The sequence below is a fragment of the Azospirillum rugosum genome (assembly GCF_017876155.1).
Classification (GTDB): Bacteria; Pseudomonadota; Alphaproteobacteria; order Azospirillales; family Azospirillaceae; genus Azospirillum; species Azospirillum rugosum.
Map to the genome: position 1 here is coordinate 83,618 of NZ_JAGINP010000010.1, position 12,341 is coordinate 95,958.

General features: G+C 70.6%; 7 protein-coding genes. 5 read left to right on the forward strand and 2 right to left on the reverse strand.

All coding sequences use genetic code 11. The features are described 5' to 3' along the window. Nucleotides 1-132: 132 nt before the first annotated feature. Nucleotides 133-825: a trypsin-like serine peptidase gene (locus tag J2851_RS15140; RefSeq protein WP_209767203.1), complete on the forward strand. Its 693-nt coding sequence runs from the start codon at nt 133-135 to the stop codon at nt 823-825. Nucleotides 826-980: 155 nt separating this feature from the next. On the opposite strand, the gene J2851_RS15145 is transcribed toward J2851_RS15140, so the two are convergent. Together J2851_RS15145 and J2851_RS15150 are read right to left on the reverse strand one after the other, a co-directional pair. Further along, nucleotides 981-5,363: a beta strand repeat-containing protein gene (locus J2851_RS15145; protein ID WP_209767205.1), complete on the reverse strand. Its 4,383-nt coding sequence runs from the start codon at nt 5,361-5,363 to the stop codon at nt 981-983. A gap of 171 nt (nt 5,364-5,534) precedes the next feature. Beyond that, nucleotides 5,535-6,119 (reverse strand): calcium-binding protein, encoded by a 585-nt coding sequence (locus J2851_RS15150; RefSeq protein ID WP_209767207.1) that lies wholly within the window; start codon nt 6,117-6,119, stop codon nt 5,535-5,537. A 274-nt stretch (nt 6,120-6,393) separates the two neighbouring features. Here J2851_RS15150 and J2851_RS15155 point away from each other — a divergent pair, with 274 nt between their 5' ends. The 4 genes from J2851_RS15155 to J2851_RS15170 all read left to right on the forward strand — a co-directional run bounded on the left by J2851_RS15155 (nt 6,394) and on the right by J2851_RS15170 (nt 12,273). Then, nucleotides 6,394-8,064 (forward strand): type I secretion system permease/ATPase, encoded by a 1,671-nt coding sequence (locus J2851_RS15155; protein WP_246500669.1) that lies wholly within the window; start codon nt 6,394-6,396, stop codon nt 8,062-8,064. A 44-nt stretch (nt 8,065-8,108) separates the two neighbouring features. Continuing rightward, nucleotides 8,109-9,455: an HlyD family type I secretion periplasmic adaptor subunit gene (locus J2851_RS15160; protein WP_209767210.1), complete on the forward strand. Its 1,347-nt coding sequence runs from the start codon at nt 8,109-8,111 to the stop codon at nt 9,453-9,455. 288 nt (nt 9,456-9,743) lie between these two features. Beyond that, nucleotides 9,744-10,451: a Crp/Fnr family transcriptional regulator gene (locus J2851_RS15165; RefSeq protein ID WP_209767211.1), complete on the forward strand. Its 708-nt coding sequence runs from the start codon at nt 9,744-9,746 to the stop codon at nt 10,449-10,451. After that, nucleotides 10,432-12,273 (forward strand): ShlB/FhaC/HecB family hemolysin secretion/activation protein, encoded by a 1,842-nt coding sequence (locus tag J2851_RS15170; RefSeq protein ID WP_246500670.1) that lies wholly within the window; start codon nt 10,432-10,434, stop codon nt 12,271-12,273. Before J2851_RS15165 ends, J2851_RS15170 begins: the two co-directional genes overlap by 20 nt. Nucleotides 12,274-12,341 lie beyond the last annotated feature (68 nt).

The window sequence follows — 12,341 nt, forward strand, 5'->3', positions numbered from 1 at the left end:
CAATCTTTCAATATTCATGGGTTTCTGGTTGAGCATTCAACAGATGTCGCGTCCGCATTGGGGTGAAATGAACACATCCAGGGTTTTCGCCCGGATTTTCTTTCCATCCTAAACAAGGCAGGAGTTGCCCCAATGTCCCAAGTCGAAGTGTCCGGCCAGGCTCAATATCCCTGGCAGAGCATCGTCTTCATCACCTCGACCTACGCCAACGGCGAGGTGCACACCGGATCCGGCGTGATGGTCGGCCCCAACGACGTCCTGACCGCGTCGCACGTCGTTTATGACTCGACCACGGGCGAGAGCCCCGTCCAGGTCACCGTCACCCCGGCCTTCGACCCGTCCCCCTTCGAGGCGCCCTTCGGGAGCGTGGACGCGGTCTCCTGGCACTACAGCAACGGTTTCGATCCGAATGGCGACGGTCTGATCGTGTCCGGCAACGGCGGCAGCGGGCTGGAGGGTGTCGAACTCGACGCGGCCCTCCTCGATCTCGGCGTGCCGCTCGGCTACCAGACGGGGTGGATGGAGATCGATCCCACCTTCGTGTCCGGCGATGTCAACCTGACCGGGTTTCCCGACTTCTACGGCAACACCATGATGAACGACAGCGGCTGGGTGCAGGACAACCCGTTCGACGCCTTCATCGACATCAGCGGCATGGAGGTTCACCCCGGCAACTCCGGCGGGCCGCTCTGGTACGAGGAGAACGGCGTCGGCTACGTCGTCGGCCTGGTCTCGACAGGCGTGGCCGCCCACGACGTCGCGGCGAGCTATGGCTCTTTGCTCGCGTGGATGGACGGGAACGACCGTTTGATCGCGGCGGTCTGATACCGAAGGCGTTTGATGGGTTCCATCAAACGCCTTCGGTTCAAACCCGACAGCACAGTGCGCGGCACTGTGCGAAAGGGTCATCCGGGCTCCGCCCGGTGCCGTCTTCGCCGGATCGGCACCGGGTGGGGCAGGAGGCGCGGTTCCATTCCGGGTCACCCGCAACCGGGCGTTCCGGCCACGTGGAAGCGCAACGGCAGCTCCGACGCCGCGCCCGTCCCCCGGTGCGGGGCGCCCGGTTCACCGTTGCGGAAACCACCGTAGGGGGAGGGCAGGGGGCCGGCGGGATCGAGCGGCAATCCGCCCCCGTTGCCGACGATCAGGCTGCTGCTCGCGCGTCCGCCCCGGCCGGCGCAGCTGTCGCGCAGCAGGTCCCGGGTGTTCAGGAAACTCTCGGGCAGTTTGACCAGGCTGCTGGCGATGGTGTTGTCGGGAGCCGGCGTGGAGATTGTGCCGGACACGCTTTCGGCCGAGGACGCCTCGATCAGAGTGTCGGGGGTGGTCAGCAGCTGGTCGGCCCGAACGGTGATGTTGCCGCCGCCGCCCTTTTGCGCGTTCGCCTGGATGCGGCTGTTCTGCAGCACCACGAAAGGCGGGTCGATGACGATGTTGCCGCCGCTGCCCGTTCCGCCGGCCACCGACGTGGTGACCTCGCTGTTGCGCATATCGAGGAGCCGGCCGACCTGCACGGCGATGTCGCCGCCGTCCCCGGCCGCCGTCCGGGTTCGCACCGCCGCCCCGTCGAACGCCAGCGTGTCCGTTGCCGTGATCCGGATCGGTCCGCCGACGCCGGTGCCGAAATTCTCCGTGGCAACCAACCCATCGCGGTCCAGCCGAATGGTGCGGGCCTGCATGGTCACAGCGCCGCCGTCGCCGGTCGCACCGGGGGCTGCGCTGCTGAAAATCCCGGTGAAGAAGGGCGAGCCGTTGCCGCTGATCGCAAGGGTATCGGCCTGAACGAACACCGATCCGGCATCGCCCACACTGAAGGTGTTGGTGCCGATCTGGCCGGCGCTGGCGAGGGTCAGCGCCCCCGCCGCCGTGACCTTCACCGTTCCGGCCTGTCCTTCGGAACTCCCCACCGCGTTGCTGGAAATGCCCGTGAAGTCCGTGCCGGCGTTTCCCAGCACCATGAGGTTGCCGGCTCCGACCGTCACAGCCCCGGCGTTTCCCCGGCCATAGGTATCGCTGCTGATGAAACCGCCCGGGTTGAGGAGCAAGGTGCCGGCCGCCGTGACGCCGACCGTGCCGGCGCCGCCGCTGCCGTAGGTGTCGCTGCTGATCTGGCTGCGGTTCGTCAGGGACAGGGCATCGGTGGTCGCCACGTCGATGGTCCCGGCCCGTCCGCTTCCGTAGGTGTTGGTGAAGATGCCGGTGAAGGACTGGTCCGGATCGCCGGCGATCGTCAAGGTTCCGGCGCGCACCGTGACGGCGCCGCCGAGGCCGCTCCGGTAGGTTTCGCTGCTGATCCAGGTGCCGCCGCCGATCCGCAGGTCCCCGGCGGTTTGCACCCTCACCGTCCCGGCGTCGCCGGTCCCATAGGAATCGGACAGGATCGCGGTGGGGAGGTTGGTGCCGATGCCTTCCTCCAGCGCCAGGGAGCCGGCCGTGACGGCCACCGACCCGGCGTCGCCCGATCCGGCGGAGAAGCTGCTGATCTGGCCGCCCCGGCTGAGCCGCAGCGGACCGGTGGTGCCGACCGTGACCGTTCCGGCGTGCCCGTCCGACCCGCGCAGGGCGTTGCTGGAAATGCCGGTGAAGCCCTCGCTGCCGGTGCCCGCGACCGACACGGAGCCGGCGGCGACGGTCACCGATCCGGCCCGCCCCTGGTCGTAGGTGTCGCTGCTGATCTGGGCGCGGTTGTCCAGCGACAGGGCTCCGCGCGTCGCCACGTCGATCGTTCCGGCCGGTCCGCTGCCGTAGGTGTTGGTGAAGATGCCGGTGAAGGGCTCTTGCGGGCTGCCCTCGATGCCGAGGGAGCCGGCGTGCACGGCGATGGATCCGCCGTTTCCGCTCCGGTACGTCTCGCTGCTGATCCAGGCCCCCGTGCCGATCCGCAAGGCGCCATCGGTCTGCACGCGGATGGTCCCGGCGTTCCCGATGTCGTAGGCGTCCGACAGGATGCCGGTCGGCCGGGCGGCGTCGCCGCGTTCCATCGAGAGCGACCCGGCTGAGACGCTCACCGCGCCCGCATTGCCCTTGTCATCGGAGATGCTGCGGATCTGGCCGCCCCCGACCAGGGTGAGGGGACCGGCCGCGGTGACGGACACCGTGCCGGCGTTGCCGCGGCCGCCTTGCTCCACGTCGCTCGAGACGCCGGTGAAGGCGTTGGCGCCGACGCCGTCCACGGTCAGGGAGCCTGCCGCAACCGTGACCGCCCCCGCGTTGCCGCCGCCGAAGGTGTCGCTGCTGATGAAGCCTCCGCTGTTCACCGTCAGGGGGCCGGTCGCGGTGACCGACACGGTGCCCGCGTTGCCCTCGGCGTCGCTCCGCGCGTTGCTGGAAATGCCGGTGAGGTTCTTGCCGTTGTTGCCGGTGACGGACAGCGAGCCGGCGGTCACCGACACCGCGCCGGCGTTGCCTTCGGTGTGCGTGTCCGTGGTGATCAGCCCCCCGCGGCTGAGGTCGAGGTGCCCGTCCACGGCGACGTTCACCCTCCCGGCGGAACCCAGCGCGAATGGCTCCGCGCTGCTGCCGATGCCCGTGCGCAGCGAGGTCCCCTCGGCCCCGGCGATGGTCAGCGACCCGGCCCGGACGATCACGTCGCCGGCGTTCCCGATGCCGAAGGTGTTGCTGCCGATCTCGCCGGAGCGGAGCAGCGCGAGCGGGCCGGTGGTGACGACCGTGACCGTACCGGCGTGGCCGGACGAGCCGAATTCCGCGTTGCTCGTGATGCCGGTAAAGCCCTGGCCGTTCGTGCCGGTGACCGACAGGCTGTCGGCCTGCACCGACACGGACCCGGCGGTCCCTTGCGAGAAGGTGATGCTGCTGAGTTGCGCGAGCGGGCCGGAAAGGTCGATGCTGCGGGCCCGGACGTCCACGAGCCCGGCGTTGCCGGTGGCGCCGAAGGACGTCTCGCTGAAGACTCCCGTCAGGGCGTCGCGCGTTGCCGCGGCCACGGTCAGGCTGTCGGCGCGGACGGTCACCGGACCGGCGTCGCTGCGGCCCAGCAGCAAGCTGCCGATCTGCCCCTCGTCGGTCAGGCGCAGGGCGCCCGCGGCGGTCACGGTGACCGCCCCGGTGCCGCCGTCGGCCCCGAAAAGGGTTTCGCTGACGATGCGGGAGCGCGCGAACCGCGCGCCGTCGCCGGTCAGGCTGATGTCGCCCGCCGTGACGTTCACGTCCGCGGCCTTGGCCGGTCCGGCGGTGACGCTTCGGATGGCGCCGCCGCCACGCACGTCGAGCCGGTCCGCGGTGACCGTCACCGGGCCGGGCTGACCGGTGGCGCCGGCCGGCAGGGAGCTTTCGATCGTCGTGGAGTAGGTCGTCCCCGTCCCGGCCACGGACAGGGTGCCGGCGTTGACCGTGACGGCCCCGGCGCCGCCCGGCCCGTGGCTGGTGCTGACCACGCGCGTCCCGTCGCGCAATCGCAGATCCCCGGCGCGCAGGCGGATCGGCGCGCCCTTGCCCGAACCCAGCGTGCCGCTCGCCAGCGTGCTGCCGGCGATGTCCGCCGACCCGGCGGCAACGTCGATGCCGCCCGCGCCGTCGACCGGGCCGGTGTTGGTGGTGGCGATGGTCGCGTTCTCGACCACCAGCGCGCCCCCGCGGATGCGGACGCTGCCCCCGCCCTCGCCGGCAGCGCCGATGCGCGCGTGGTCGTGCAACCGCACCGTTCCCTGCTTCGCCGCCGCAACGGTGCCGTCGTCGAGGCGCATCTGGCCGGCGCCGGCGACGGAGGCCACCGTCACCGCTCCGCCCGGCGCGCCCACCACGCCTTCCGCCCCGCCGCTCACCGCGACGTCGCCGCCGACCAGGGACAGGGCGCGGCCCGGCTTCACGGTCAGCCGGCTCTGGTCCACCCGCAGCGCGCCCGCGGGCCGGTCGAGGAATCCGAAGGCCTCCGGCGGCGCGGTGGTGAAGGTGCTGCCGCTGCGGTCCAGGGCGGAGAAGCGCGCCCCGTCGGCGAAGCGCACCTCGTGCGCCGTGCCGACGTGCAGGCTGGCCGGCACGTCCACGACGGCGTTGGGGCCGAAGGTCACGCCGGCCGGGTTGATGAGGTGGACGTCGGCTTGCCCCACGGTGGAGCGCAGCGTGCCGTTGATGGTCGAGGACCCGCCGCCAGTGACGCGCCCGACCACATGGCGGACGCTGTCCGGCCCGGTGAAGGTCACCGTCTGGCCGCGGTTGACGTTGAAGGTCTCGAAGCTGTGGAACAGGTTGCCGCCGGCCTGGGTGCCGAGGCCGGCGCCGACCTCGATCCGGCCGCCCGACAGGCTGACCCGCGGCCCCGTCGTTCCGTCGGTGGCGATCTGCGCCAGGGCCGCGGTCTGCGGCAGCAGGACGACCAGGGAGGTGAGCAGGAGCGTCCGCGGCATGCCAAGGCCCTCCGCGTTTCGAAGGGTGGTCAGCATAATCCGGGACCCGAGCCGCCGACACGGCGCAGAGGCGGGTGGGCCCAGCCCTTTGCGGCTGCGGAAAAGAAGAGGCCCCGCGCGGAACGCGCGGGGCCGGAGTTTCCCACCATAAACCCTGAGAAGCTGGGGCGATCAGCCCAGAAGCGCCTCCACCGCGGTGGTGTAGAAGGACGCCTCGTCGCTGTAGGGGGCGGTGACGACGGCGTCGGCCGGCAGTTCGGACAGCGCCACGCCCTGCAGCAGCACGGCGTTGCCGCCGCCGAAGTCCACCACCGTGCCGTCGGCGTTCTGGCTGAGCACGGGCTCGCCGGTGCCGTTCATGTTCGCCATCACGATGATGGTGTCCGCACCCGGCGTGAAGTCGGTGATCGTGTCCACGCCGCTGCCCGGCTCGAACACGAACCAGTCCGCGCCGGCCCCGCCGGTCAGCGTGTCGTTGCCGGCGCCGCCCCACAGGTCGTCGAACCCGGCCCCGCTGACCAGCGCATCGTCCCCGGCGTCGCCGAACAGGCGGTTCCACGTGCCCTCGACGTCCGCCCCGGCGTTGCCGCCGTAGCCGTCGGCGTAGATCGCGTCGTTGCCGGCGTTGCCGCTGATGGTGTCGGCGCCGGCACCGCCGAAGATCTGGTCGCCGCCGCCCAGTCCATTGAAGGTGTCGTCAACAGACGTGCCCTGAAGAACATCGGCACCTTCGGTCGCGTTCGGAACAACAATCATCGTAATCTCCTTGGTGTGGATTGGGCATTGCCCGATGAGCTGGATTAAAACGCACCCGGCGTCCGGCATCTGTTCAGCCCGTCACCGCAGCTCACGGAAAATTGTTATTTTATTGCTTTTGTGTTCCGGCGGAATTTTTTGGCGCCTCTTTGCAGGAATTGCGCGGAATCCCCCGACCCGGTGGGGAACTTCACTTCGGCTCGCGCGGACGCGTGGCGGAATGGCGGCGTGCCACGGAGGTGGCCCGACGCTCAATCCAAGGAGAACCGCCGTCATGTCGCCCCTCGCTCCCGCCCGCCGCTGTCTGATCGCCGCCGCGGGGTTCAGCGCCGCCATCAACGTGCTGGCGCTGACCCTGCCGCTCTACTCGATGCAGGTCTACGACCGTGTCCTGTCCAGCGGCAGCCTGGAGACCCTGCTGTACCTGACCCTGATCGCGCTGGCCGCCCTGGCTTTCCTCAGCTGGCTTGAAGTCCTGCGTGCGCGTTTGCTGTTGCGGGTCGCGACGTGGGTGGAACGCCGCTTCGCGCCGGATTGCGTGCGGCACGCGCTGTCCATGCCGGGGGGGCGGGCGGGCGCGGACCTCCAGCCGCTGCGGGAACTGGCGGTGTTGCGGCAGACGATCGGCAGCCCCGTGGTCACCGCCCTGATCGACGTGCCGTGGGTACCCGTCTATCTGGTCGCGCTCTTCCTGCTGCATCCGCTGCTCGGGCTTGTGGCCGGCGGCGGTGCGGCGGTGCTGTTCGGCATCGCGCTGGCCGGGGAGATGCTGACGCGGCGCACCGTCGCCGCATCGGCGGCGGAGGGTGCCGCCGCCCAGCACTTCGTCGAGGCCGCCGTCCGCGCGCGGGAGGAGGTCGCCTGCATGGGCATGGCGCCCGCCGTTCTGGACCGGTGGGAGGCCGGAAACGGCGCCGCGCTCGACCATGGGGAGCGTGCCTCCGCCCAATTCGCCACCGCCTATTCCCTGACCCGCTGGGTCCGCCTTGTGGTGCAGGTCATGATCATGGCGACCGGCACCTATCTGGTGGTGGACCATTCGATCAGCGGCGGCGCGCTGTTCGCCAGCGCGACCCTCCTCGGCCGCGCCCTCGCCCCGGTGGAGCAGGTGATCGGCGCGTGGCGGACGCTGGTGAGCGCGCACACGGCGTGGCGCCGGGTTGCGGCCCACCTCGCCCGGCCGACCGCGCCGCGCGCCGTCAGCGGCCTTCCCGCGCCGCAGGGCCATCTGTCGGTGAGCGGCCTCGCCGCCAGCCCCGTGCCGGCCGCCCGGCCGCTGCTGAAGAACGTTTCCTTTTCCCTGGAGCCGGGCACCGTGCTGGTGGTGGTCGGCGCGTCCGGGGCGGGCAAGACGACGCTGGCCCGGTCACTGGTCGGCGTCCTGCCGGTCCAGTCCGGCGCCGTGCGCCTCGACGGCGTGGACGTGGCCGGCTGGGACCGGAGCGAGGTCGGGCGCCATGTCGGCTACCTGCCGCAGGACAACCAGCTGATCGAAACCTCCGTTCGCGGCTTCATCGCCCGCATGGAGGATGCGCCGCTCGACCGGGTGGTGGAGGCCGCCGGGATGGCCGGCATCCACGACATGATCCTGCGGTTGCCCCATGGGTATGAGACGCGCCTCGGCACCGGCGGCTTCCTGCCGTCCGCCGGGCAACGCCAGCGCCTGGCGCTTGCCCGCGCCGTCTTCGGGGAACCCCGCTTCATCGTGCTGGACGAGGCCGACGCCCACCTGGACGGTCCGGGGGAGATGGCGTTGCAGAAGGCCATCGCCGCGCTCAAGGCGCGCGGCGCCACGGTGATCGCCACCAGCCACCGGCCGAACCTGCTGCGCGTCGCCGACCGCGTGCTGGTCCTGCGGGACGGCACCGTCGCCCGGTTCGGCCCGCGCGACGAGGTGCTCGCCGCCCTCGGCCAAACCCGACCGGCCGTCTCGACCGCCGCCTGACCCGTCCTCTCCCCACCCATCCTCCGCCCGAAAGGAACCCTGCCATGAGCAGCCTCGTCGACACCGCCCGCCAATCCGCCCGCCAATCCGCCCATGCCCCCGCCCACGCCCCGGATGCCGGCCGCATCATCCTCGCCGGTGCCCTGTCCCTAATGGTCTTCACCGGCGTCGTCGGCGTCTGGTCCACCACCGCTCCGCTCGACAGCGCGGCCGTGGCGCCGGGCAGCGTCGTGGTGGAAAGCCGGCGCAAGACCATCCAGCATCTGGAGGGCGGCATTATCAGCAGCATCCTGGTCGCCGAGGGCAGCCGCGTGGAACCGGGCATGCCGCTGGTCGTCCTCGACCAGACCCAGGCGCGCAGCACGCTGGACACGCTGCGTTCGCAACAGGACGAACTGCTCGCCCGCGAAGCCCGTCTCCTGGCAGAGCGCAGCGGTGACGGCGCCGTGGCGTTTCCCCCGGCGCTCACCGACCGCGCCGACGACCCGCGCATCGCCGAACTGCTCGACGGGCAGCGCCGCCTCTTCGCCGCCCGGTGGGAGAGCCTGCGGGGGCAGGTCGACATCCTGAAGCAGCGCACCGCCCAGCTGGACGCGGAGGCCGACGGGCTGCGCGCCCAGGTCGCCAGCACGGAAAGCCAGCTGGCCCTGATCGCCGAGGAGATGCAGGACGCCCGCAGCCTCGTCGCCAAGGGGCTGGAGCGCAAGTCGCGGCTGCTCTCGCTGGAGCGTGAAGCCGCCAACCTCGGCGGCCGGCGTGGCGAATATCTCGCGTCCATCGCCCGGTCGGAACAGCGGCGCGGCGAGACCGTCCTGCAAATCCTCGATCTGGGCAACAAGCGCGTGGAGGAGCTGGCGAAGGAGCTGCGCGAGGTACAAGGGAAGCTGCGCGAGCTGGACGAGCGGCGGCACGCCGCCGAAGACGTGCTGGGCCGGACGGTGGTGCGGGCGCCGGTCGCGGGCACGGTGATGAACCTGCAGGTTCACACGGCCGGCGGCGTCATCGGCACCGGGAAGCCGATCCTCGACATCGTGCCGGACGAGGACAGCCTGCTGATCGAGGCCAAGCTGCGGGCCACCGACATCGACTCCGTCCACACCGGATTGTCGGCGCGGATCCGGCTCACGGCCTTCAAGCAGCGCACCACCCCGGTCCTGTCGGGCCGCGTGACCTATGTGTCGGGCGACGCCACGACGGATCAGCGCACCGGCGCCACCACCTACAGCGCCCATGTCGTCGTGGACCGCGGCGAGCTGGAACGGGCCGGCGGGTTGAGCCTGCAGCCCGGCATGCCGGCGGAGGTGATGATCGTGACCGGCCGGCGCACCGCCGCCGACTATTTCCTGTCCCCGCTGACCGACAGCTTCGCCCGCGCCTTCCGCGAGGACTGATGCCGGCGAGCGAACGCAAGGCGGCCGGCCCCTTCATACCGGCGGCGCATGAACACTTCCAGTGAGCGCCGCCGGTAAAAACCCGGCAGATCAATGCGATAGCATTGATCGAGAGGGTGATACGGACGACGCCTTCAGGCGCCGTCCGTATCACAGGCTGGCCGGTGCGGGACGCTTCAAAATTCGAATAACCCGGATGCTCCGTTGGCAAGCGGGCGCCAAGGGTAGGTTAATGGGAGGGCCGCAACCGGTGGTCCGGATCTCCCTGGAGCAGAATAGGAGGGATTCGTGCGTCGCTTCGACCCGGCCTACAAACGCCAGCTTCTTTTGCGCCATGACCTGTTCCGCAGCATCAGCGGGAAGGATGTCGACGCGATCCTCGCCTTCGCCGGGGAGCGCCGCTACAGGAACGGCCAGACCATCTTCCAGAAGGGTGATCCGGGCAGCGGCATGATGGCGGTGCTGCTCGGCAACGTCCGCATCGGCGCCGTCGCCGAGAGCGGCAAGGAAATCGTCTTCAAGGTCGTGGAGACCGGCGAGATCTTCGGGGAAATCGCGCTGCTCGACGGGCGCCCGCGCACCGCCGACGCCGTGGCCATCGGGGATTGCGTGCTGCTGGTCATCGAACGGCGCGACTTCGTGCCGTTCCTGGAAAGGAGCCCGCAGGTCGCCATCAAGATGCTGGAGGTCATGTGCGACCGCCTGCGCCAGACCAGCCTTCTGGTGGAGGATCTGGCCTTGCTGGACCTGCCGCAGCGGGTGGCCCGCCTGCTGGTGCGCCTCGGCGCCAGCTACGGCCGGCGGACCGCGGACGGGCTGCGCATCGACCTGAAACTGTCGCAGAAGGATCTCGGCAACCTGATCGCCACCAGCCGGGAAAGCATCAACAAGCAGCTCCGCGTCTGGCAGGACGAGGAATTGATCGCGGTCGAACACGGTTACATCACCCTGCTGCGGCCGGAGCAGATCGCCGACTATGGCCAGCCGCCGCGGTGAGCCCGTGCCCGCGGTGCCGCTCGCCGTGCCGACCCGCAAAATCGGGCTCATCGCCGCCACGATCGTCTCCATGATCGTCTCCACGATCATCTCCACTGGGGCGGTTCTGATCGCCGCGGCGTCGCCGGTCCAGGCCCAGACCGTGCCGCCCCGCGTCGGGCCGCCGCAGATCGGGCCGTCGCAGATCGTTCCCCCGCTGCCGGAGCGCGGAGAGCGCGAACGCCCCGGCCTGCCGGGTTTCCAGCCGGCGGAACCGGATCCGCTGCCGCCGCCCGTCCTGGTCCCGCCCGAACGGGCACCGCTGGCGCAGGGGCCGCGGGTTTTCGTGAAGGGCTACCGTTTCGAGGGCAACACCGCCATTCCCGCCGCGGAGTTGGAGGCTGCCGCCGCCCCCTTCACCGGGCGCGAGGTCAGCGCGGACGAGTTGCAGGAGCTTCGCTACCGGTTGACGGAGATGTACGTCGATCGGGGCTTCGTCACCTCCGGCGCCGTGCTGCCGGACCAGGACGTCACCGACGGCATCGTCACCTTCCGGATCGTGGAGGGCGCTCTCGCCGGGATCGATGTGACGGGGACCGGCGGACTCGACCCGCGCTACGTCGAACGGCGGCTGGCGCGCGGCATCGGCACGCCTTTGGACGTGAACGCGCTGCGGGAGCGTGTCCTCCTGCTGCTCCAGGACCCGCTGATCGAGCGTCTCAACGCGGAGCTGGAGCCGGGCGAGCGGCTGGGGGAAAGCCGGCTCGGCGTCGCGGTGACGCGGGCACCGCCTTACGCCCTGTGGCTCAACCTGGACAACGCGGCCTCCCCGACCACGGGGGAGCTGCGCGGCAACGCCTACGGCGTCGTCCGCAACCTGACCGGCTGGGGCGACGCGCTGGAGCTGAACCTGGAGCGGACGCAGGGTTCCCACGATTACTGGGCGGCGTTCGAAGCGCCGGTGACCGCCGCCGGCACGACGCTGCGGATCCGCGCCGAGGATTCCCGCGCCCGCATCGTCGAAGCGCCGTTGAGCGAGCTGGACATCCAGAGTCGCGTGCGCACCTACGAGGCCGGGATTTCCCACCCCGTGCTGTTGACCGCGCGCGACCGCGTCGACCTTGGCCTGACCCTGTCGCGGAGCCGCACGGAAACCTTCCTGCTGGGGCGGCCCTTCACCTTTTCCGAAGGCGTGGAGGATGGGCGGGCGACCCTGACGGTGCTGCGCCTGTCGCAGAACTGGCTGCGCCGCCGCCCGGAGGAGGTGATCGCGCTGCGCTCCGTCTTCAGCCTCGGCATCGACGCGCTGGGGGCGACGGTCCACGGCGAGCCGGGCGTGCCGGACGGGCAGTTCCTCGCTTGGCTCGGGCAGTTCCAATGGGCGCGGCGCCTCGACGAGCGGGGCGACCAGATCGTGCTGCGCGTCGACGCGCAATTGTCGAACGACACGCTGCTGCCGTCGGAGCGCATCGCCATCGGCGGCCTCGACACGGTGCGCGGCTATCGCGAAAACACGCTGGTCCGGGACCAGGGGCTGATCCTGTCGCTGGAAGGGCGCGTTCCACTGTTCCAGGCCCCGCTGCCCTTGCTCTCACGCGACGCCGAGGACGGCCGCGTGTCGCTCGTCCCCTTCGTGGACTTTGGCCGCGGCTGGAACCACGGCGAGCCGACCCCGGCCCCGCGCGCCATCGCCAGCGTCGGGCTGGGCCTGCGCTGGGACGTGTCCGCCGACATCAGCCTGCAATTCACCTACGCCCACCCCTTGCGCGACGTGCCGGATGTGGACGGCGACTCCCTCCAGGACCACGGCGTCCATTTCCGCATCACCGGGCGGGTCTTCTAGAATCCGTGCGACCGACTGTTGCGCGAAAATGCTCCTTAGGATATTATGCCTAGCTGAGAGTGGCCAAG

Coding starts and splice junctions, on each gene's coding strand:
- J2851_RS15140 (WP_209767203.1), top strand. CDS start 133: ATGTCCCAAGTCGAAGTGTCCGGCCAGGCTCAATATCCCTGGCAGAGC.
- J2851_RS15145 (WP_209767205.1), bottom strand. CDS start 5,363: ATGCCGCGGACGCTCCTGCTCACCTCCCTGGTCGTCCTGCTGCCGCAG.
- J2851_RS15150 (WP_209767207.1), bottom strand. CDS start 6,119: ATGATTGTTGTTCCGAACGCGACCGAAGGTGCCGATGTTCTTCAGGGC.
- J2851_RS15155 (WP_246500669.1), top strand. CDS start 6,394: ATGTCGCCCCTCGCTCCCGCCCGCCGCTGTCTGATCGCCGCCGCGGGG.
- J2851_RS15160 (WP_209767210.1), top strand. CDS start 8,109: ATGAGCAGCCTCGTCGACACCGCCCGCCAATCCGCCCGCCAATCCGCC.
- J2851_RS15170 (WP_246500670.1), top strand. CDS start 10,432: ATGGCCAGCCGCCGCGGTGAGCCCGTGCCCGCGGTGCCGCTCGCCGTG.